At 66.6% G+C, this 19,021-nt stretch carries 26 protein-coding genes; 23 read left to right on the plus strand and 3 right to left on the minus strand.

Annotated features, from left to right (window positions below; genetic code table 11):
• Positions 1-409: DNA adenine methylase (locus tag ACOERD_RS08095; protein ID WP_419738677.1), on the plus strand; the 409-nt coding region annotated here is incomplete at its 5' end.
• Between the two features lie 14 nt (positions 410-423).
• Here ACOERD_RS08095 and ACOERD_RS08100 read toward each other — a convergent pair.
• Positions 424-711: a hypothetical protein gene (locus ACOERD_RS08100; protein ID WP_419738678.1), complete on the minus strand. Its 288-nt coding sequence runs from the start codon at positions 709-711 to the stop codon at positions 424-426.
• Between the two features lie 40 nt (positions 712-751).
• Positions 752-2,173, minus strand: coding sequence for a S24 family peptidase (locus tag ACOERD_RS08105; protein WP_419738679.1), 1,422 nt, complete (start codon positions 2,171-2,173; stop codon positions 752-754).
• A gap of 310 nt (positions 2,174-2,483) precedes the next feature.
• Here ACOERD_RS08105 and ACOERD_RS08110 point away from each other — a divergent pair, with 310 nt between their 5' ends.
• Both ACOERD_RS08110 and ACOERD_RS08115 read left to right on the plus strand, forming a co-directional pair.
• Positions 2,484-2,714, plus strand: coding sequence for a hypothetical protein (locus ACOERD_RS08110; RefSeq protein ID WP_419738680.1), 231 nt, complete (start codon positions 2,484-2,486; stop codon positions 2,712-2,714).
• Positions 2,715-2,758: 44 nt separating this feature from the next.
• The gene (locus ACOERD_RS08115; RefSeq protein ID WP_419738681.1) at positions 2,759-3,040 is read left to right on the plus strand and encodes a hypothetical protein; all 282 of its coding nucleotides are present in this window, start codon (positions 2,759-2,761) and stop codon (positions 3,038-3,040) included.
• 400 nt (positions 3,041-3,440) lie between these two features.
• Here the strand turns inward: ACOERD_RS08115 and ACOERD_RS08120 are convergent, their stop codons facing one another.
• Positions 3,441-3,710: a hypothetical protein gene (locus ACOERD_RS08120; RefSeq protein ID WP_419737805.1), complete on the minus strand. Its 270-nt coding sequence runs from the start codon at positions 3,708-3,710 to the stop codon at positions 3,441-3,443.
• A 273-nt stretch (positions 3,711-3,983) separates the two neighbouring features.
• Between ACOERD_RS08120 and ACOERD_RS08125 the strand changes: the two genes are divergently transcribed.
• The 20 genes from ACOERD_RS08125 (at position 3,984) to ACOERD_RS08220 (ending at position 18,980) form a co-directional block, all read left to right on the plus strand.
• Positions 3,984-4,721 carry a helix-turn-helix domain-containing protein gene (locus tag ACOERD_RS08125; protein ID WP_419737804.1) on the plus strand — a complete coding sequence of 246 codons (738 nt, stop codon included), beginning with the start codon at positions 3,984-3,986 and terminating at the stop codon, positions 4,719-4,721.
• Complete coding sequence (locus ACOERD_RS08130; protein ID WP_419737803.1) at positions 4,718-5,041, plus strand: hypothetical protein; 324 nt, start codon at positions 4,718-4,720, stop codon at positions 5,039-5,041. The genes ACOERD_RS08125 and ACOERD_RS08130 overlap by 4 nt, the downstream gene beginning before the upstream one ends.
• Entirely contained in the window at positions 5,038-5,847 is an 810-nt protein-coding gene (locus ACOERD_RS08135; RefSeq protein WP_419737802.1) for a hypothetical protein, read from the plus strand. Before ACOERD_RS08130 ends, ACOERD_RS08135 begins: the two co-directional genes overlap by 4 nt.
• Complete coding sequence (locus ACOERD_RS08140; protein WP_419738682.1) at positions 5,844-7,736, plus strand: Mu transposase C-terminal domain-containing protein; 1,893 nt, start codon at positions 5,844-5,846, stop codon at positions 7,734-7,736. The genes ACOERD_RS08135 and ACOERD_RS08140 overlap by 4 nt, the downstream gene beginning before the upstream one ends.
• Positions 7,737-7,849: 113 nt before the next feature.
• Complete coding sequence (locus ACOERD_RS08145) at positions 7,850-9,592, plus strand: IS1634 family transposase (RefSeq protein WP_419737624.1); 1,743 nt, start codon at positions 7,850-7,852, stop codon at positions 9,590-9,592.
• A gap of 163 nt (positions 9,593-9,755) precedes the next feature.
• Positions 9,756-10,763 carry an AAA family ATPase gene (locus ACOERD_RS08150; RefSeq protein WP_419738683.1) on the plus strand — a complete coding sequence of 336 codons (1,008 nt, stop codon included), beginning with the start codon at positions 9,756-9,758 and terminating at the stop codon, positions 10,761-10,763.
• A complete protein-coding gene (locus ACOERD_RS08155) occupies positions 10,760-10,927 on the plus strand; it encodes a hypothetical protein (protein WP_419737798.1) in 168 nt (55 codons plus the stop codon). The genes ACOERD_RS08150 and ACOERD_RS08155 overlap by 4 nt, the downstream gene beginning before the upstream one ends.
• A 52-nt stretch (positions 10,928-10,979) precedes the next feature.
• Entirely contained in the window at positions 10,980-11,726 is a 747-nt protein-coding gene (locus ACOERD_RS08160; RefSeq protein WP_419737797.1) for a DUF3164 family protein, read from the plus strand.
• A gap of 24 nt (positions 11,727-11,750) precedes the next feature.
• The gene (locus tag ACOERD_RS08165) at positions 11,751-11,972 is read left to right on the plus strand and encodes a hypothetical protein (protein WP_419738334.1); all 222 of its coding nucleotides are present in this window, start codon (positions 11,751-11,753) and stop codon (positions 11,970-11,972) included.
• A complete protein-coding gene (locus tag ACOERD_RS08170; RefSeq protein ID WP_419738684.1) occupies positions 11,969-12,604 on the plus strand; it encodes a hypothetical protein in 636 nt (211 codons plus the stop codon). Before ACOERD_RS08165 ends, ACOERD_RS08170 begins: the two co-directional genes overlap by 4 nt.
• Positions 12,601-12,906, plus strand: a complete 306-nt coding sequence (locus ACOERD_RS08175) for a hypothetical protein (protein WP_419738332.1) — start codon at positions 12,601-12,603, stop codon at positions 12,904-12,906. The genes ACOERD_RS08170 and ACOERD_RS08175 overlap by 4 nt, the downstream gene beginning before the upstream one ends.
• Entirely contained in the window at positions 12,903-13,265 is a 363-nt protein-coding gene (locus ACOERD_RS08180; RefSeq protein WP_419738331.1) for a hypothetical protein, read from the plus strand. Before ACOERD_RS08175 ends, ACOERD_RS08180 begins: the two co-directional genes overlap by 4 nt.
• A gap of 35 nt (positions 13,266-13,300) precedes the next feature.
• The gene (locus ACOERD_RS08185; protein ID WP_419738330.1) at positions 13,301-14,110 is read left to right on the plus strand and encodes a phosphoadenosine phosphosulfate reductase family protein; all 810 of its coding nucleotides are present in this window, start codon (positions 13,301-13,303) and stop codon (positions 14,108-14,110) included.
• A complete protein-coding gene (locus ACOERD_RS08190) occupies positions 14,111-14,392 on the plus strand; it encodes a hypothetical protein (protein WP_419737720.1) in 282 nt (93 codons plus the stop codon).
• Positions 14,382-14,636: a hypothetical protein gene (locus ACOERD_RS08195; protein WP_419737721.1), complete on the plus strand. Its 255-nt coding sequence runs from the start codon at positions 14,382-14,384 to the stop codon at positions 14,634-14,636. Before ACOERD_RS08190 ends, ACOERD_RS08195 begins: the two co-directional genes overlap by 11 nt.
• A 49-nt stretch (positions 14,637-14,685) precedes the next feature.
• The gene (locus tag ACOERD_RS08200; protein ID WP_419738523.1) at positions 14,686-15,114 is read left to right on the plus strand and encodes a hypothetical protein; all 429 of its coding nucleotides are present in this window, start codon (positions 14,686-14,688) and stop codon (positions 15,112-15,114) included.
• Positions 15,111-15,410, plus strand: a complete 300-nt coding sequence (locus ACOERD_RS08205) for a hypothetical protein (RefSeq protein ID WP_419737723.1) — start codon at positions 15,111-15,113, stop codon at positions 15,408-15,410. Before ACOERD_RS08200 ends, ACOERD_RS08205 begins: the two co-directional genes overlap by 4 nt.
• A 1-nt stretch (position 15,411) precedes the next feature.
• Positions 15,412-15,981, plus strand: coding sequence for a phage protein Gp27 family protein (locus tag ACOERD_RS08210; protein ID WP_419737724.1), 570 nt, complete (start codon positions 15,412-15,414; stop codon positions 15,979-15,981).
• On the plus strand, positions 15,978-17,405 hold the full coding sequence (locus ACOERD_RS08215) for a hypothetical protein (protein ID WP_419738685.1): 1,428 nt from the start codon (positions 15,978-15,980) through the stop codon (positions 17,403-17,405). The genes ACOERD_RS08210 and ACOERD_RS08215 overlap by 4 nt, the downstream gene beginning before the upstream one ends.
• Before the next feature lie 3 nt (positions 17,406-17,408).
• A complete protein-coding gene (locus ACOERD_RS08220; protein WP_419738686.1) occupies positions 17,409-18,980 on the plus strand; it encodes a phage portal protein family protein in 1,572 nt (523 codons plus the stop codon).
• Positions 18,981-19,021 lie beyond the last annotated feature (41 nt).

A 19,021-nucleotide genomic window follows, 5' to 3' on the forward strand; every position in this document is an offset into this window, starting at 1 on the left:
GCGCAGCTTCGGGGTCAGCAAGGAGCGGCCCGCGCGCTTCAACCTCACAACGCTGGAGCCCCTGCTGGAAGACCTGCACACCCGCCTGGCAGGGGTCGTGATCGAATGCCTGGACTGGGAGGCCTTCATTGCCCGCTATGACGCGCCGGGCACGCTCTTCTATCTCGACCCGCCCTACCTGGGCCATGAGGGCGATTATGGCCCGCACATGTTCGCGCGCGCCGATTTTGCGCGCATGGCGGAATTGCTGAAAGGCATCAAGGGAAGGTTCATCCTGTCGATCAATGACCGGGCAGAGATCCGCGAGATCTTCGCATGGGCCGATTGCGAAGAGGTCGAGACGCGCTATTCGGCCAATGCAAAGGCCAGCAAGCGGGTCAGCGAGTTGCTGATCTCAGGCGGCGGGTGAGGCACTGCTGGAGTTCAAGCGCTACAAGTTTCCGCTTCCGGATATTGAGGCTTGCACTGATTTGGTGATTTAGCCACCTCCCGAAAACACACCCTGCAAGCCTCAAGCTTCGGTGCGATCTTTTTGTCGAAATCGCTGATGACCTGTTTCATCTCTCGATCAGATACCGCGCCCAGGGCTTCAGCCATTTTGCCGTTGGACAACAAATTTGCGGCGGCGGTGAGCAGCCCAATAAACACCGTTGCCAATACTGCACTTATCGCGCCGTTAATAGCGCCGTTAATAATTCGGTTGCTGTCCATATCTCCATCCTCATCACTGATTCGCCGTTTGATCCTATCATCACCCCCCCACCACAACGGCCTTCTCCGGCCCGAACCAGATCACCCGGCCCAGGATATGGTCCCCCGGCCCGACCGGGCGCGGCGGGTAGCCCTCAGGGTTGTCGCTGGTCATGATCCATTCCCCCGTGCCCCCGTGCCCCTTCTGTCTGAGCCGCTTGACCACAAGACCGGTCTCGGTGCGGATTACGAAAGCCGTGCCCTCGCGCGCCTCCCGGTCGCCGTGATCGATCACCAGGATATCGCCCGAGCGAATCGTGGGGTGCATTGATGTGCCCTCGGCGCGGAGCGCAATGGCGCGCTCGGGCTTCAGGCCCGGTGGCAGGGCCTCGCTCGGAATGCTTAAGTTCATTTCCGTTTCCTCGAACACCTCTTCGCCCGCACCCGCCGCCGCGCGCACGTCGCCGGCAAAGGGCAGACTGATTCGGGTCTCGTCCTCGTCCGGTGCGGGCGGCAGGCGGGCGGCAAGCGCATCCAGCTTGGCTTCCAGATCGTCCTTCAGGGACCGCGTCTCGGACTTGAGCGCGCGCGCCACCTTCCGCTCCAGCGCCGCCACGGGCGTGGCATGGGCCGTGCCCCGGGTGGCAATCTTTGCCTCCATCGCTTTCAGCACCGCATCCGCGCTTGCGCCCTCGGGCAGGCCCAGCATGTCGGTGATCGCCTTCGGCACCCGCTCCACAGGGGCGACATTTGATCCCTCGGGTGGCGCGGCGGGGGCAGGCGCTTTCGGGTCGGGGATATATTCGGCCCCTTCCGTACCCGGCTTGCCCCGGAACACCGCCACCACCGGGTAGACCTCGCGGATGCCCGCCGGCAGCCGCTCCTCGTCAAAGCTCTGCTGCTCGCCGTCGCGTTTGGGAAGCCAGCCCCGGAGCTTGAGGGAACCGGTTTCTGTCTTTTCCACCAGACGCTTGATCGCCGCGCGCCCCTGAAAATCCAGTATCCAGACCCGGTCCCCGTCCCGCACCTCACGGCCCGGCGAAACAAGACACACGCAGCCCCCGTCGATGCCTTCGGGGATCATCGACTGCCCCGTGGCCGAAACCCAGAAAGCGTCATCGTCCATGATATCCTCCGGTCTGGGCAGGGGGTCGCGCAAGGGCTGGCTCTTCGACCAGCCCTGCACCGAGCAGGTGGCCAGCCCCCGGTGCGGCAGGGTCGCCTCGGTGAAGGCGCTCCAGTTCGGCGCGCGCGGCAGGCCGACAGGCGCACCATCGCGCGGCGGGCCGATGTAGAACTCGAGGCCAAGGGCGCGGCAGAGATTAATGAGCGTAAGCCCTCTTGGATCAACCCCCCGCTTTATGTTTTTAACTGCTGCATCGTGACCAACGGCTTCTAATGAAACATCGCGGGCAGAGCGACCGCTCGCGGCCAGTGCTTCAAATACGGGATTCAAATAGGTCATATCTACCCTATTCGTCATCATCTAAGTTGACACAAGGACATATTTACCCCATTAGGTGGGGTATGAATGTCCTAGACGCAAAACTCGTCATCCTTGCGCGCACCTACGCCAAAGCCCGCAATATCGGCTTGTGGCGGGCTGGGCATCTTGCTGCTGGTCGGGGCTCTTTCTTCGTGGACCTCGCTTCGGGAAAGCGGACCTGTACGACCGGTCTCCACATCCGCGTCACCCAATGGTTTTCCGACCACTGGCCTTCGGACCTTGACTGGCCCTCTGACATCCCGCGCCCGACACCGACGCCGGGCTCGCCTGCTGCGGAGGCGGCTGCATGAGCGGGCGCTGCGATCACTGCGGCGGCGGCCCTGCGGGCGTCTACGAGCTGGCGCTGATCCGGGTGGATGATCACCTGATGGAGCCCGACGCCGTGGCCTGCGCGCGCATGACAGCACTTTGCGCACCGTGCCGGGACGCGCTGGCCACCCGCGTGGCGGGCCTCTTGCCGGTCTGGGAGGGCGGCGGGGACGGCACGCCCGGGCCGCAAGCGGAGGGCCTGTCATGATCTCCCCCACGCCCGCCTCACGCTATGAACAAGGACCGGACTGCATGATCACCACACTCTTCGACAGGCAACAATACATCTGTGGCGTGGATGTTCTGGCAACCCGGAAAGACCCGGTGGAACGCCTTGCGACCCGCAAGGTCATCGCCGCCTTTGCCACCGCATCTTCGGACCTTGGCGTGTTCTGGATTGAGTACGATCTCTCCGGGGCGGGTATCGAGATAAACGACTATGATCGTGCGTTCATTCGCCGGATCGCGGGTTTGCCCACTGCTCAATCGTCCCGCGATCCTGATCCTCATTCCGGCCCGGGGGCAGCAGCTTAATGGCGTCATCAACAGAAATCGCGCCCGAAAGCAGGCCTGCCCTGACCACAGCCATGAGGGGGCGCATAATGCTCATGATCGTTTCAAAATCCCGATTGCCGGCCTCACTTATACGCCGGTCGATCTCCGTCATTAACATGTATTTTTCCGCATCCATTTATCTCTCCATCGGTTGGTTTGCATCTCCGATGGAACCGGCGGCGGGACCAGGCGTTACGCCCGGTCCTGCCAAAGCGGAGGGTCTGTCATGATCCGCCCGCCCGACACCCCTGCAGCAACGAGGTAACGGCCATGCATAACCATCCTACTCCGAATCTTGACGAGATTGCCGATCCGGCTGATCGGCTGATCAATGTGCTCGTCGACGAGATGGATTGCAGGGGGCCGATCGCCGCCGCGCTCAGGGTGACGTTTTCTCGCCGCCAGAAACAAGATCACGAATTTGATCAATGAGGCTGATCGTGACCCTCATCTCCAGTTCATCCCAGGCGTCTTCGGGGCTGACGCTCCGAATGGTGCGCTCCATATCGTTGAGTTTTTCCGCAAATACCTCCGCTGATAGCGCGCCGCTGTCGATCAGGGAGGCAATCAGCGCGATCAGTAAATGGTGTGTGCTTCGGGCTGAGCGGCTTGCGACCTTGGCGATTATTTCGGCGTTATCTGGATCCATCTTTTCCTCCATCGGTTGGTTTGCATCTCCGATGGTACCGGCGGCGGGGGAGGGCGTCACGCCTGACCCGGCCGCCACCCCTGACCGGTTACTCCCTGGCTCTGCGCGCCCGCCTGTAGCGCGCAGCACCTGCCCCCACGGCCCTGTCCGTGGAGGCCTTCTTGCCCGGCTCGTCCGCGCCCTGGACGATCACTGGCTGAGCGATCTCATTGGCGCGGTCTCGCTGTTCGGGGCACTCTGGGTTCTGCTGGTGCTTGCCTGGGCGGTGAGCCCATGAGCGCCGCCTCCGATTTCCGGCAATTGCGCCGCGCCCTTGCGGAGGCGGGCCGGTCGATCGGCCCGGCCGAACCCTGCGGCCGCATGGATGCCCGCACCGCCAAAGCCACCTTGGGCGGACTGCGCAAGGCGGCGGCCCTTGGCGCAGAGCTTGAAGCCTGCGGCGCGATGGCCCGCGCAGAGGCGGCGCTCACCGGCGTGATGGCGTTTGAGACGGGCGACAGGATCGGGCGCGAGGCGGACGACAAGACCGCCCCCGAAACACTCCCCGAGATAACCCCGGAAACATCCCCTGCGACGGGGCACGCACCCGTCCCGCAAAGCGACACACCGCCCCTTTCGCGCGCGGAGCTGCGCGCCCTGCTCAGCGAGCTTGCGCCGCTGCCGCATCTGCCGGGCGGGCAGGACCGCGCGCTGGCGCGGATTGTCCTGGTGAGCGCCCATGTGGCCGGGCTGGAGGCGGATGCGCTGCGCGGGGGTTTCAAGGATCGGGAGGTTGCACAGGCGCGGCAGATGGCCATGTGCCTGTGCGCTGCCCTCACGCAAGCCACGTATGGGCGCATCGGTGCGGCCCTTGGCGGGCGCGATCATAAGGCGGTGACCCGTGGCATTGCCCGGGCGCAGGCGCGCATCGAGGCCTGTGATGGGGCGGCGCTGATGGTGGCGGAGGTGCTTGCGCATCTCAACGAGACCCCTGCGGGTGGCGGTGCGCCCTGTGGGGGAGGGCGCTCATGATGCATGCGGCGCGCCTCTCCCGCTCCCCGCGCCTGCAGCGCCTGCACGCGTTTTTGCGCGACGGGCGGGAGCACTCGACGCGCGAGATCGTGACGGGGGCGGATGTCTGCGCCGTGAATGCGGCCGTGGCGGAATTGCGCGCCAACGGCGCGGAGATTGCCTGCCGCCAGGGTATCGATCCGATGACGATGGAGCGCATCTTTCTCTACCGGCTTGTGAGGCCGGTCCCGCCACCGGCTCAAGGGGCGCCCGAACGCGCCCCCGTGTTGCCGGAACCCGAAGATCAGCAAGGCCACACTGGAAAAGAGGACGCGCAATGATTGAGCCCCGCGAACAGATAGAGGCGCGCCTTGATGCCGAATGGGAAGAGAAGGGCCTTTCGATTGTGGCGCGCGAAAGGGCGTTCGACCGTGGCCTTGACGGCATTGCCTGGGAGATGGGTGACTGGGTTGCCGAGCGCCCGACGGCCTATGGCGACATGACGCGGCTGGCGGAAAAGCTGGACGTGCCTTTGGGCACATTGAAGAACCGCGCCTCGGTGGCGCGGCGGATCGAACCGTCCCGACGCCGGGACGAACTGAGCTGGTCGCATCATGCCGAAGTGGCGGGGCTGGAGCCGGAAGAGGGCGACGCGGTTCTGGCCGAGGCCTCGCTTTACAACTGGTCCGTGGACCGGCTGCGCGGCGTGATGGCGGAGCGCTCCGCAAGGGGCCGTGCCGAGCGTGAAAACGCGCGACTGAAGGCGGAGATCGAGGCGCTGAAGGCCGAGCGGGCGGGGCCCGATGCGGCGCGGCGCGTGGTTGATGGTGTGCGCGCCGATATCGAGGCAGGCCTTGATATGGTGGAGGAGGGTTATCGCCGCATTCTCGCTGCGACGGAATCGGAGGATCTTGCGGTCGCGGTTGCAAGTCTGCACGGCAATGCACGCCGCCGCCTGGCCCCGTCACTGGAGGCCCTGATCGGACGGGCGCTGGAGGAGAGGGTTACGAAGCTGGCCGGAAAAGTCAGCGCGTCGCTCACCCGCCTGGCGACGGATGCAAACCGTCACGACGCCATGACGGTTGATGACGCCACCCCGGAACAAGCCGGCCCCTTGCCGGCAGGGATTTCAGGCCATAGCCCATGACATTCGCACCACCCAAACCCGCCATATCGCCAAACCCGCCCCCTGCAGCACCCCTGCAAGGCGCCCGCACGACCCCCTGCCTGTCCAATTCAAAACCCGCTAAAGGGGCTCTCAAGGCCCCCTCAAAGACCCGTTCAGGCACGGTGCCTTCCGCCGGTCTTCCGTCTCGTTCAGACGCACCCCCGAGCGCACCCCGCTCGTCTGCCGCACTGGCGCAGGCGCGGATGCGGCTCGATGCGGTGGCGGCCTCCGAGCGATTGATAGCCACAGGGATAGCGCGGGCGGATGCGGATGCCCGGGCCGCGCGCGAGGCCGGGGTGACAGGTGACACCGTGCGCCGCTGGCGTTTGACCTGCCAGGGCCTGGCACCCGAGGCGCGGCTGGCGGTGCTGACCGACCGGCCCGGGCGCGGGCGCTGCGGGCCGCTCAGTGACGCGCAGATGCGCGACTGCGCCCTTGCGCTGATCCATGAGCACGGGGGACACCTGACCGCCTCCCATGTGCAGCGGGTGCTGAAGGCGCGCTATGGCAAGGCGCCGTCCTTGCGCGCGACACAACGCTGGCTGAAGGCCTGGCGGGGCGATGCGGAGAACGCCCGTGCGCTCTCGGCCGTCTCTGATCCTGACGGGCATCGCGCGCGGCTGGCCCCTGCGCTTGGGTGCGCGGCGGCGGAAGTGCGCGCGCCCAACGCGCTCTGGGAACTGGATTCGACGCCTGCGGATGTGATCTGCACCGACGGGCGGCATACGATCGTGGGGGCCATTGATGTCTGGGCGCGCCGGGCGAAGGTTCTGGTGGTGCCCACCAGCCGGGCAACGGCGATCTGCGCGCTCCTGCGGCGCTGCCTTGTCGACTGGGGCGTGCCGGAGGTGGCGCGCACCGATGAGGGCCGGGACTACACCTCGCGCCATCTCACCCGGGTGCTCTCGGACCTGGGCATCCAGCATGACATCTGCCCGCCCTATACGCCCGAGGCAAAACCTTATATCGAGCGCTTTTTCGGCACGATGACGCGCGATCTCTTTGCCTTCCTGCCGGGCTTTACCGGCCATGACGTGATGGACCGCAAGAAGCTTGAGGCAAAAAAGTCCATGTCCCAGAGACGCGGCACGGACGCGGCCGAGACCTTTGACATCGCGCTTTCCGGGGCGGAGCTGCAGCGCAAATGCGACATCTGGGTCGAGGCCATCTATGGGCGCCGCGCCCATGGCGGCACCGGCGGGAGCCCTTTTCAGCGCATGGCGGCTTGGGCGGAGCCGCTGAGAAAGATCAGCGATCCGCGCGCGCTTGATCCGCTGCTGGCCGAGCCGGTGAGCCGCTCGGGAGACGGGCCGCGCCGCACCATTTCCAAGCACGGCCTTTCGGTGGGGGGTATCTGGTACATGGCCCCGGAGATGGGCACCCGCGTGGGCGAGCGCGTGGAGCTGCGCTATGACCCTGCCGATCCCGCGCGTCTTTTCGTGTTTTCGCCTGAGGGGCGGTTTCTCTTCATGGCCGAGGACCCCGCGCGCACCGGGGCTGATCTGGCTCGTATTGCGGCGCAGGCGAAAACCCGGGCCCGCAAGGCCGACAGGGCCGCCCGCAAGGACGCCCGCGATCTGGCCCGCGCCCACAATCCCAAGGGGGCGATGGAGGATGTGCTCAGCGCGTCTGAGGAGGCGGCGGGCAAGGTGATCGCCTTTTCCAGCACCGGGGCACGGGCGGATCAACCCCACGAGACGCCGGCACTCAAGGAGGCCGGCAAGGCGGCCGAGGCGCGTGATGGCGCAGGCGCAGGCGGGTCTGCGGGCAGCGGCCCACCCAAAGCCTCCCGCCGGACGGCCGGGGGCGCCAGCCCCGCGCTGGAGGCGGCCGCGAAACTGTTTCCTGACTTCCGACCTTTTTGTTGATCTGACTGGGTTTTTGGTTTGTTTTCAGGTGTGGTTGCTCAGAGGCGCGTTGTAGTGCCCCATTATTATAAAAAGTATTGACATGGGCCTTCAGATGGCTAACCTCTTCGCCCATGTTCATCCGCACCAAACATGACGCAAAGCTCAACCGCACACGGATCCAGATCGTTGAATCCGTCCGCACCGGCTCCAAGGTACGCCAGAAGATCCTGCGCCATGTGGGTGTGGCCCATAACGACAGCGAGATTGAGGATATCAAGCGTCTGGCGGGCCGCTTGATGGAGCAATTACGCATTGATCGCTCGCCGCAAATGGAACTGTTCACGCCCACGGAATATGCCGATCTGCAGGCGCTGGTGCGCCGCGCTCCGCGGCCGGACAAGCTTGGCGTTGATCTTGCCGAGTGCCGTGAGGAGGCGCGGGTCTCTCTGGGTCTGCGGGATGTCATGGGGACGATGTATGACCAACTGGGTTGGGGGGCCCTTCTGGGGGCGGCGCGTAAAAGTGCCAATCGCATTGTGAAAGAGCTGGTTATGGCGCGGATCGCACAGCCCGAGAGCAAGCGCGCGACCGTGGAGGCGTTGGAGAACCAGGCAGGCATCACGCTCAATCTGGACGTGGTCTATCGGAGCATGGATTACATCAATACGCCGGTGATAGACGGGATTTGCAAAACCTCTCACGCGGCGGCAGAGAAGTTGCTGGGCGGGCCAGTGACCGTGCTGTTCTACGATTGCACGACCCTGGCCTTTGACACCGAGCGCGAGGACCCGGCCGAGGATGCGGACGGGGTCGAGCAGGATCATCTTCTGGCCAAGGGCTTCAGCAAGGATGGCAAGCATCACCGCGCTCAGGTCATGCTGGCGCTGATCGTCACCTCCGATGGGCTGCCTGTGGGCTATGAACTCTTCCCGGGAAACACCTGGGAAGGTCATACGCTGGAAGCTGCGCTGAAGGCGTTGGAGGGACGCTTCGACGTGGCCAGGGTCACGTTCGTGGCCGATGCCGCCATGCTCAGCAAGGACAACCAGCAGATGTTGCAGAACAAGGGTCTGCCCTACATCCTCGGCTATCGCATGAAGTCCGCCCCGGCCGCCGTGAAGGCGAACATTTTGAGCCCGGAGGGACGCCAGCCTTGGGCTGGACACGGTTCTGAAGAGGCAACCGAGAAGGGCTGGTACAAGGTGATCGACCAGGAGGGAGCGCGGGTCATTGTGACCTGGTCACCCACCCGGGCACGCAATGATGCCCACAAGCGCGACAAGGCAATCGAAAAGCTGCACAAGAAGCTCAAGCGCTCTCGCAAACCCGGCAGCTTCAGCAGCCGGGGATATGGCCGCTTCCTGGCCTTCCCCGACAGCGGGGACGTCACGCTGGATGATGCAAAGATCAAGGCAGCGGCACAATGGGACGGGCTGCATGCCATTGTTGTTCATGGTGCGGACGAACTGGAGGCACAGGACGTCATTGCCCGCTATCACCAGTTGTGGGAGATCGAAGCCTGCTTCCGCACCAACAAGCACGATCTGAAAATCCGGCCCATCTATCACTGGTCGCCGCGTCGGGTCCGGGCCCATATCGCCATCTGCTACATGGCCTTCTGCTGCCTGCAGCACCTGCGCAAGCATCTGGACCTGCTCGGACACCCGATGAGCCCGGCTCGTATCCGCAACGAGTTGAACGCATTGCAGCTCTCGATCCTGCGCCACAAAGGCACCCCTGACCGCTACGGCATGCCAAGCCATGCCACGGTCGATGCCAGACGCATCCTCACCTGCGTCGGCCTGACCTGGAACGAAGCCCCTTTCAAGATACCCCCCGGGCGCACCCGAAAAACTGGCCAGACCAAAGCCTGAGCTCCCTCAACACTCCGAAACAATCGCTGGCGAAAAAAGTCCGTGTAGTGCCTTTTGGCAACCAAGGCATAATAATATCAATGACTTATACGAAAAAATGTCGGAAGTCAGGGGCCGCGAAACTGTTTCTGGATGAAGACATCTGAGAGAGGAGAAGCCCCCGATGGAACCGGCAGAAAACATCACACCCCTTGCGCGTGAGGCGCGCGGGAAGTCTGCGAACCCCGATCCCGCTTCTGCCGCCCTCGATCCCGCCCCCGCCCCGGCGGAGCTGCGGGCGCGGGTGGAGGCGGAAATGGCCGCCTTTGGCCTGTCGCGCGCCAGGGCTGCGGCCGAGATCGGTCCCGGGGTCAGCGCCCCCACGCTCTCAAGCTGGCTGAACGGCAGCTATGGCGGCGACAATGACGCCGTGGAGGCGCGGATCGGGCGCTGGCTTGATACCCGCGCCGAGCGCGCCGCCCATGCCTTTGGCGGGGCCCGGCTCGATGCCCATGCCGAGACCTGTGCCACGCGGGCGGTCAGTGCCGCCCTGGCCTATGCGCAGGCCGCCGGCGATCTGGCGCTGATCCACGGCCCCTCGGGGCGCGGCAAGACCTGGGCGGCCGAGACCCATTGCGCGGGCCGGGCGCAGGCGATCTGGCTGCGCGCCTCGCCGACGCTCACGACCCTGCCCCGGCTGCTTTCGCGGCTCGGCACAGCCCTTGGCGCGGGGGCACGCCCGACCCATTCCATGGAGGCCGAGCAGGCGATTGTGGCCGGCCTTGAGGGGCGCGGCGCGCTCATCGTGGTCGATGAGGCGCATCATCTGCGCGCACCCCTGCTTGATGAGCTCCGCTGCATTCGCGACATGGCCGGCTGCGGGCTGGCGCTCATCGGCGATGACACCATCCGCATGACGCTGGCGCGCTGTCCGCAGGTGACGGGGCGGATCGGCATGCGGGTCGATCTCAAGGCGCTGGCCCGCGACGATGTGGCCGCCATTGCCGCAGGGCCCCTGGGACGCAAACCGGGCGCCCGCGAGATGAAACATCTGATCGCCGCCGCCGCAGGCCCCGGCGGGCTGCACGGGTTGCGCCGCCATCTGGCGCGGGCCTGGATGATCGCGCGCGGGGCCGGGCGCGAGGCGATCTCCGAGGCGGATATCGAAGCGGCGGCGGGAGAGCTGTCATGAGCGTAGAGGAGCTGATCGAACGGCTCTCTGAGCTGCCCGCCCATGAGGAGGTCTGGATCGCCGACATCCCGGGCGGCTTTCACGAGATCGAGGCGGTCGGGCTGGAAGACGGGCTGCCGGCGATCTTCGCGCATGTGGATTTTGAGGACGCGGCCGAGGGCTGACGGCGGATGCAAAAGACCCCCTGCAACAGTCAACACATCGAAAGGACATGTTATGGCACAGACAAACCCGCATCCCGACAGGGGCCCCGAGGCCCGGATCGACCAGGGCTGTGACCCGGAGAGCGAAGCCGGTCCCGTATCTCTGGGCCTGCCGCCGCTGAACTGGATCGATGCGGCCACGGTGGACATTGATGGTGCGCGCTACATGCGCGACGCACAAGGGCGCCTGACGCCGCTCGAGATGGTGCGCCCGCAGGACCAGTTGCAGGATGAGATGGTGCGCCGGGTCATTCATTTTGCCGGTGATCTCTCGGGGCAGATCGGGCGGTTCCGGTCCCATTGCTTTGATGAGATCGGCGGGTTTGATGCGATCCTGGAGGCCGAATATGGCGGCCATAGCCGCCGCTCGGTCAAGGGCAACCGCACCTATATGTCCTATGACGGCACGATGAAGGTGCAGGTGCAGATCGCCGATCGCATCGCCTTCGGCCCCGAATTGCAGGTGGCGCGCGACCTGGTGGAGGAATGCCTGGCCGAATGGGCCGAGGGCAGCCGCGCCGAGATCCGCACCATCGTCTCCCACGCCTTCCAGGTCGACAAGGAGGGCGAGATCGCGCGCGCCGGCATCTACAGCCTGCTGCGGCTCGATATCGCGGACGGGCGCTGGCGCAGGGCGATGGAAGCGATCCGCGATGCGATGCGGGTGGTGGGTTCGAAAACCTATATGCGCTGTTATCGCCGCGCCACCCCCGATGCGGCCTGGGAGCCGATCAGCATCGATCTGGCCAAGGCGGGCTGAGCGGTGGCGGTCTTTGGCACCCGCATGACGCGCGACCCGCTCTCCGCCGAGGCGCGCAGGCTCATCGACGCGGCGGTGGCGGCCGGGCGGATCAGGCATATCCCCGAGGGGGTCTCCGGTCTGCCCGTCACGCACCTGCCGATGAAGGCGCCCGAACACAAAGCGCAGCGGATGCGGATCGCGCGGCGGCAGAAGAGGTTCGAACGCGCGGCGCGCAAAGCGCAGGGCGGGGCGGCGGTGACATGACCCGCACCCGCCGATATGCCGAAGGGGACTGCGCCCGGCTGATGCGCGGGGCGCACGGGGCCTGCCGCGCCCTCGGGCTCGATGCGGACGCACGCCATGATGTGCAACTGGCTGTGACCGGCAAGGCGTCGATGCGGGACATGTCCGCCCGCGACCTGGTCCTGCTGCTGGCCCATCTCAACACGCTGCAGGGTGAGGCGCGGTCCGGTGCAACCGGTCATCCGTCCAGTGGACGGATGAAGCGCCGAACGGGCGGAGCCCCGGATGGCACAGGGGGCGGCCACAGGGGCGGAGCCCCGGATGGCACAGGGCGCGTCCACAGGGGCGGTCAGAAGGGCGCCAGCGCGGCCCACCGGGACAGCCACAGCGGCGCAAACCCCCACCCCAAAGCCAAAAGGGGTGACGTGCGCCTCATTCACGCGCTCTGGGGCGAACTGGGGCGCCGGGGCGCGCTGAAACGCCCGGGCCGCGCCGGGCTCAACGCCTTCATCCGCGCGCGCTTCGGGGCGCATTGGGCCTTTGTGCCCCTCGATGTGGATGCGCTGACCGATACGGGCTGCATCACCGATGTGATCCGGTCGCTGCGCGCGATGCTGGCCCGCTCCGGGCCCGCACCGGAGGAGGGCGCATGACCGGGTCGCTGCATGTCACCGATCACGCGGTGCTGCGCTGGCTCGAGCGCAGCTGGGGTGTGGATGTGGAGGGGCTGAGGGCGCGGATTGCGGCGCAGGTGCCGGGCGCGGAGGCCGCCATGCGCACCTTTGGCGAGGGCGCGGTGATCCGCGAGGGCCTGCGGTTTCATCTGCGGCGCACGGCAGATGGCACGGTCGCACTCGTCACCATAACCAGCGCCCAGGCCGGGCCGATCTCGAACCGCGCCGAACGGCTGAGCCTGCGGCACCAAAGGAGCGCCCACCGGAGACCTGACCATTGACCCGCCCGCATCAGACTTGCGCATCCGCGCCCCTGCCGGCCTCCCTGGCCGAGATTGCCGATCACGCCGGGCGCGAGGCAGCACTTGCCATCGCGCTGGAACATGGCGGGCGGAGCTGGCGGGTGCCCGCGCGCGATCAAAGCCCCGAGGGCCAGGCCCTGATCGCCCTTCTGGGTCACGCACCTGCACAGGCGCTCATGCAGGGCTGTGGCGGTCATGTGCTGGAGGTGCCGCTGGCGCGCCGCGCGGTGGTGCTGTGGCTGACAGGGCGCGGCCTGGGAACAGGCGAGATCGCCCGCGCCTTGCGTATTGCAACCGGCACCGTGCGGCGCTACCGGCGCGAGGCGCGCGCGCGATGAATGCCCCCGATCCCTTCCGCCTGCCTGAAGGCCCGGTGCAGATCGCCTTTTCCGGCGGCCGCTCCTCGGCCCTGATGCTGCATCATATTCTTGAAAACAATGGCGGGCTTGACCCCGACCACGTGCGGGTGATCTTCACCAACACCGGCCGCGAGAGGGAAGAGACGCTGGATTTTGTCGCGACATGCGGCACCCGCTGGGGCGTGGAGATTGTCTGGCTGGAATACCGCTATGGCAATGGTCCTCGCGCGGTCGAGGTTGATCACGCAACCGCGTCGCAAAACGGCGAGCCTTTTGAGGCGCTCATTCGCCGCAAGCGGCATCTGCCCAATGTGGCCGCGCGCTACTGCACCGCCGAGCTCAAAGTGCGCACCGCCAAGCGCTGGCTGGTGGGTCAGGGCTGGAAAAACTGGACGACGGCATTGGGTATACGAGCGGATGAACAATCGCGCTTGAAATATGATCCCAAAGAAAGATGGCAAAATTGGTATCCGCTGGCCGGGGCCGGCATTGCCCGGCGCGACGTGGCCGCGTTCTGGGCCGCGCAGCCTTTCGATCTGGCGCTGGCAGGTGAGGACGGGCGCACACCCCTGGGCAATTGCGATGGCTGCTTTCTCAAGTCAGAGGCCGTGCGCGCCGCCCTGGCCCGCGATGACCCCGACCGCTTTGCCTGGTGGATAGAGATGGAAGCGCTGGCCTCGCGCCTCAGCAACACCCCCTCAGGCGCATACTGGCGCAAGGATGGAAGCTGCGCGGAGCTGGCCGATTTCGTGGCGCGCCAGGGGGACTGGATATTTGAGACCGAAGGCGCTCTGTGCCAGGCGGAAGCGGGAGAATGTACCTAGATGAAGGATATGGATATGGAAGAACAGGACAAAAACGCCGATCCCGGCACCACAGCCCGCACCGCCCTTCTGGAGCGGCTTTCGGGGATGGAGGATGTGGAGACGATCACCGAGGCGGTAACCACGGCGCTCATCGAGACCGGGGCAAAGGTGGAAATCCCCCAGCTCGCCTGCGGCATCGTGGAAATACAGCTTTACGGCCTCGTCGCCCACGGGGGCGATCTGGGTGCGGCCTGTCTGATGTGGCTGGAGGCGGCGCGGGCGGTTCACAGTGAAGACTGAACGCCGCCAGCCCTGGCTTCCGGGTTTGACGCCCCCACCCCGGATGCGCCGCGTGATGATGCATGCCGATGACCGGGGGCAGGCTCCGGGCCTGATGCCCGGCTGGCGCACCGCAAAGGGCGGGCATTTCACATGTGGCCGCTGCGGCCATGAGGCGGGCTGGCTTTTTGACATGACCGACAGTGAAGTGCGGCGCGGTGTGCCCTGTCCGGTCTGCAACGATCCCGCACCGCCCCGGGTATAACCAGAGCAGCGGACCATGGTCCGCTGACTGATGTGGCGCAAAGCCGCTAATGTGGGCAGGACCCTTTTGCCCGCATATCTTTCCCGGAGGCCTGCTGATGATGCCCACCCCTGAAGACTGGCAGAGCTTTGCCGCGCTCCTTGCGATCCTGGGCCTTCTGGGCGGCGCCGTGGTGGCCCTGCAGCGGCTGGGTCTTTTGCGGCGCAGCGCCTCCCCGCACCCATCCCGATCCGAACCCGGGGCAGATGTCACCGACCGGCTCGACCGCCACGCCGAACGGCTGACGCGGCTGGAAGGCGCGGTGGCCGGACTGGCCAGCCGCGAGGACATTCACGGACTGCAGCTTGCCATCGAACGCCAGGCGGGCGCGGTCTCGGAGTTGCGCACCGCCATGGAGCGCGATGCCAGGGCCGTGGGCACCCTTTCGGCCGCCATCACCCGGATCGAGGACCATCTTCTGGGAGAGAGCCGCAGATGAGCTATGCCGCAACACTGGACGCCCACCGCCGCCTGGCCATCCTCACCCATCTTTCGGCCTGTCTCGAATATGCCTCCAACTCGGAGATCCTCATGGATGTCTGCAATGGGCTGGGCATTACCACCTCGCGCGACCGGCTGGTCTCAACGCTGGCCTGGCTCAGCGAACAGGAGCTTGTGACGCTGGAGGACCATGAGGGCTTCGTTCTGGCCTCGGCCACCGCGCGCGGCGTGGATATCGCGCAAGGCCGGGCCCTCCATCCCGGCGTGAGGCGGCCCGCACCAAAGGGGCCGTGACATGCCGCGACGGCGCAAGATCGATCTTCTGCCCTCGGCCATCCGTGACTGGCTGCGCGAAGAGCTCGCCGCGCAGGGGTTTGCCGACTATGACACGATCACCGACGCGCTCAATGACCGCCTGGCCGAGAAGGGGCTGCTGGTCACGATCGGGCGCTCAACGGTGCAGCGGTTCGGCCAGGAACACCGGGAGTTCTCGCGCCTTCAGCAGGAGGCCACCGGCTGGGCGGCGGGGTGGCTGGACGAGATCGGGCTGGAAGAGGAAGCCCGCCGCCAATCGGTGCTCTTCGAGATGATCACCACCGTGGCCTTCAAGGTGATGAAAGCGCAGATGACCCGGGAGGCCGGGGAGATCGATCCGCGTGATCTGCATTTCCTGGGCCGGATGATGAAGGATGTCATGAGCTCATCGGGCTTGCGCGAGGCAATGGCCGACAAGGAACGCAAACGCCTGGCCGAGGCCGAGCGCCGCGCCGGGGGAGAACGGGCCGGGGCGGCCGCGCGCGGGGCCGGTCTCAGCCCGGATGTTGCCGCCCTGATCCGGCAGGCGGTCGAGGGTGGTGATGCATGAGGACCCTTCTGCCCTATCAATCGGCCTGGGTGGGGGACCCCGCCCCGCTGGCCGTGATCGAGAAGTCCCGCCGCATCGGGATCAGCTGGGCCGAGGCCTATCACGCGGTGATGCATGCAGGCACGGGCCGGGGCGATATCTACTATCAGAGCTACGCACGCGACATGACGCGCGGCTTCATCGACGATTGCGCGGGCTGGGCCGAGGACCTCGACATCGCGGCCGGGGCGGCCGGCGAGGTTCTGATCCATGATGAGGGCCGCGACATCCAGGCCTTCCGGATCGCGCTGGCCTCGGGCAAACAGATCCTCGCCATGACCTCTTCCCCACGCGGGTTTCGGGGCAAGGGCCGTCCGGGCGATGTGGCGGTGATCGATGAGGCCGCCTTTGTCGACACGCTCGACGCGGTGCTGAAAGCGGCGCTTGCGTTTCTGACCTGGGGCGGCCGGGTGCGGATCATCTCCACCCATAACGGCGAGGCCAACCCGTTCAACACGCTGGTGCGCGATATCCGGGAGGCTCGCCAGCCGGGCACGCTCCACCGGGTGACACTGCGTGACGCGCTCGCTCAGGGGCTCTATGGGCGGATTGCACAGCTTACCGATCAACCGCTCACGCAGCCGGCCGAAACCGCCTGGGAGGCCGCCATCCGCGCCCAATATGGCCGCCACGGGCCGGAAGAGCTCGACTGCGTGCCTTCGGCGGGCGGCGGGGCCTGGCTGCTTTATGATCTCATCCGCGCCGCCTCACGCGACGCGCGCGCCGGAAACCCCGACCATCGCGGCTCCGGTCCCTGCTATATCGGTGTTGATGTGGCGCGCCGTCGCGACCTCTGGGTGGCCGCCGTGCTGGAAGATGATGGGGGCACGCTCTGGCTGCGCGAGATTGTCACACTGGACAACAAAACCTTTGCCGAACAGCGCGCCGAAATGCGCCGTCTTGCGCGCGCGCACCGCCCCTTGCGCATCCTGGTCGATCAGACCGGCATGGGCGAGGCGGTGGTCGAGCAGTACCAGGAAGACCATGGCGCGCTCACCGTGGAAGGGGTGCTGCTGTCGGCGGCCCGCAAGCTCGATGTGGCCGGCGCCCTGCGCGAGGCCTTCGAGGATCGCCGCATTCGCATTCCCGCCGATCCCGCGCTCTGGGATGATCTGCATTCCGTGCGCGCCGAACCCTCGGTCTCCGGGGCGCCGCGCCTTGTTGCCGACCGCAAGGACAGTGACGGGCATGCCGATCGCTTCTGGGCCCTGGCGCTCGCGGCCTTCGGAGCCGCCTCGGTGGCAGGGCCCTTCGAGATGCGGCCGGGTCCGCAACTCAGCTCCGCCGGGCTGGGCGGCGGGCCAGGCGCGGGCGCGGGCTACCGCGCCGATCCCGATCTCGACATCATCCGCTCGCCGCTGGCGGGCCCTGTTGGCTGGAGGTAAGCCATGGATCCCCGTGACAGTGATGTCCCCAAGCGCCCCGATACCGCAGAGCGGGCCGCACCGGCCCAGACCGCCCGGCTGGGCGGAACCGGCATCTGGGGTCAGACCGCAGGCTGGCTGGAAGGTCTGGGCAGCGCGCTGGCCGGCGGGCCGGGCGGCTTTGGCGGTGTCCCGGGCGATGACGCCGGACTGGACGCCGCCGAGATCGCCCTGACCGACAGCAAGGCCACCGCCGTGCTGGGCCAGCGCATCGACGGGTTGCTGGCGGCCCCCCTGGTGATCGAACCCGGCGGCACGCGCGCGCGGGACGTGGCGGCCGCCGACGATCTGCGCTTGCAGTTGGGCGGCCTCGACATGAACCGGGTCAGCCGGGCGCTTCTGCACGCGATCTGGTATGGCTATGCGATCTCCGAATGCCTTTGGGCGGTGGAGGGGCACCGCGTCCGGCTGGTCGATATCCGCAGTCGCGATCCGCGCCTCATCCGCCATGACCGGACCACGCTCGAGCCGCTGCTGATCACCCGGAGCCATCCGGCCGGGATCCCGCTGCCGCCAGCAAAATACATCCTGCACCGCACCCCGCCGCGCCATGGCGGGCAACCCTTCGGGCTGGGGGCCGCGCATTGGTGCATCTGGCCGGTCTGGCTCAAGCGGCAGGTGCTGCGCATGTGGTCGGTGGCGCTGGAGAAGTTCGGGGCGCCGGTGCTGGTGGGCAAATACAGACAGGATGCGCTGCAACCGGAGATCGATGCGCTGCTGGCAATCATGGGACAGGCGGTGACAGCCAGCTGCATCGCGCTGCCCGAGGGCCAGTCGGTGGAAACGCTGGCCGCCGCCGGTTCCGGCGGTGGAGCCGGTGGTAGAGGCTCGGGGGGCGGAGACTTCCGCTCCATGCTGTCCGCTCTGGACCGCATGATCGCCGAAGCGGTGGTGGGCCAGCACGCCACCTCCGAGATCGGCCAGCATGTGGGCACAGCCAGGGTCCAGAATGAAACCCTTCAGGCCCTCATCGCCAGTGACGAACACCGGCTTTCCGAATGCCTGCACGCCAGCGTGGCCACATGGCTCACCCACTGGAACTTTCCCGGGGCTGCCGTGCCCCGGCTTTACCGCGATACCGCACCACCCGAGGACCTCGAGATCCGCGCAAAACGCGATTATTACATCACCCAGGCCTCCGGCCTGCGCCCCGCGCGCAGCTATATCGAAGAGACCTATGGTGGGGTCTGGGAAGAGCCGGCCCCCCGGCCCGACAGGCCGCCCGACATGTCTGATCCCACCGCAGAGTTTGCCGCGCCGCCCGGCGGCGCCCCGGGTGATGCCATCACCGGGCTGGTCGGCCATCTCATCGGCCCCGATATTGCCACAGAGGCCGCCGCTGCCACGCTCATTCCCGTTCAGGGCGCACTGGATGAGGCGGAAACGCTTCAAGCGTTGCGCGACCGGCTGGCGGAACTGGCCACCCACCCAGCCGCCGAAGCGCTGGCCGGGCTTTACGCGCGCGCTGATTTTGCAGCCCAGCTCGCAGGCACCGCCGATGCGCCGGTGATGCCCGAAAGCGATCCGGAGGCGTGACCCCATGGCTGACCCGATCGATCTCACGCCACTGGCCACCG

Origin of the sequence: Ruegeria sp. (genome assembly GCF_965199275.1) — a bacterium.
Classification (GTDB): domain Bacteria; phylum Pseudomonadota; class Alphaproteobacteria; order Rhodobacterales; family Rhodobacteraceae; genus Ruegeria.

Bases quoted from the DNA above. Each gene is read 5' to 3' on its own strand.
- ACOERD_RS08215 (WP_419738685.1), top strand. From the start codon at position 15,978: ATGAGGACCCTTCTGCCCTATCAATCGGCCTGGGTGGGGGACCCCGCC.
- ACOERD_RS08160 (WP_419737797.1), top strand. From the start codon at position 10,980: ATGGCACAGACAAACCCGCATCCCGACAGGGGCCCCGAGGCCCGGATC.
- ACOERD_RS08200 (WP_419738523.1), top strand. From the start codon at position 14,686: ATGTGGGCAGGACCCTTTTGCCCGCATATCTTTCCCGGAGGCCTGCTG.
- ACOERD_RS08210 (WP_419737724.1), top strand. From the start codon at position 15,412: ATGCCGCGACGGCGCAAGATCGATCTTCTGCCCTCGGCCATCCGTGAC.
- ACOERD_RS08165 (WP_419738334.1), top strand. From the start codon at position 11,751: ATGACGCGCGACCCGCTCTCCGCCGAGGCGCGCAGGCTCATCGACGCG.
- ACOERD_RS08190 (WP_419737720.1), top strand. From the start codon at position 14,111: ATGAAGGATATGGATATGGAAGAACAGGACAAAAACGCCGATCCCGGC.
- ACOERD_RS08115 (WP_419738681.1), top strand. From the start codon at position 2,759: ATGATCACCACACTCTTCGACAGGCAACAATACATCTGTGGCGTGGAT.
- ACOERD_RS08130 (WP_419737803.1), top strand. From the start codon at position 4,718: ATGATGCATGCGGCGCGCCTCTCCCGCTCCCCGCGCCTGCAGCGCCTG.
- ACOERD_RS08205 (WP_419737723.1), top strand. From the start codon at position 15,111: ATGAGCTATGCCGCAACACTGGACGCCCACCGCCGCCTGGCCATCCTC.
- ACOERD_RS08220 (WP_419738686.1), top strand. From the start codon at position 17,409: ATGGATCCCCGTGACAGTGATGTCCCCAAGCGCCCCGATACCGCAGAG.
- ACOERD_RS08140 (WP_419738682.1), top strand. From the start codon at position 5,844: ATGACATTCGCACCACCCAAACCCGCCATATCGCCAAACCCGCCCCCT.
- ACOERD_RS08145 (WP_419737624.1), top strand. From the start codon at position 7,850: ATGTTCATCCGCACCAAACATGACGCAAAGCTCAACCGCACACGGATC.
- ACOERD_RS08170 (WP_419738684.1), top strand. From the start codon at position 11,969: ATGACCCGCACCCGCCGATATGCCGAAGGGGACTGCGCCCGGCTGATG.
- ACOERD_RS08135 (WP_419737802.1), top strand. From the start codon at position 5,038: ATGATTGAGCCCCGCGAACAGATAGAGGCGCGCCTTGATGCCGAATGG.
- ACOERD_RS08105 (WP_419738679.1), bottom strand. From the start codon at position 2,173: ATGACGAATAGGGTAGATATGACCTATTTGAATCCCGTATTTGAAGCA.
- ACOERD_RS08150 (WP_419738683.1), top strand. From the start codon at position 9,756: ATGGAACCGGCAGAAAACATCACACCCCTTGCGCGTGAGGCGCGCGGG.
- ACOERD_RS08110 (WP_419738680.1), top strand. From the start codon at position 2,484: ATGAGCGGGCGCTGCGATCACTGCGGCGGCGGCCCTGCGGGCGTCTAC.
- ACOERD_RS08100 (WP_419738678.1), bottom strand. From the start codon at position 711: ATGGACAGCAACCGAATTATTAACGGCGCTATTAACGGCGCGATAAGT.
- ACOERD_RS08155 (WP_419737798.1), top strand. From the start codon at position 10,760: ATGAGCGTAGAGGAGCTGATCGAACGGCTCTCTGAGCTGCCCGCCCAT.
- ACOERD_RS08125 (WP_419737804.1), top strand. From the start codon at position 3,984: ATGAGCGCCGCCTCCGATTTCCGGCAATTGCGCCGCGCCCTTGCGGAG.
- ACOERD_RS08120 (WP_419737805.1), bottom strand. From the start codon at position 3,710: ATGGATCCAGATAACGCCGAAATAATCGCCAAGGTCGCAAGCCGCTCA.
- ACOERD_RS08175 (WP_419738332.1), top strand. From the start codon at position 12,601: ATGACCGGGTCGCTGCATGTCACCGATCACGCGGTGCTGCGCTGGCTC.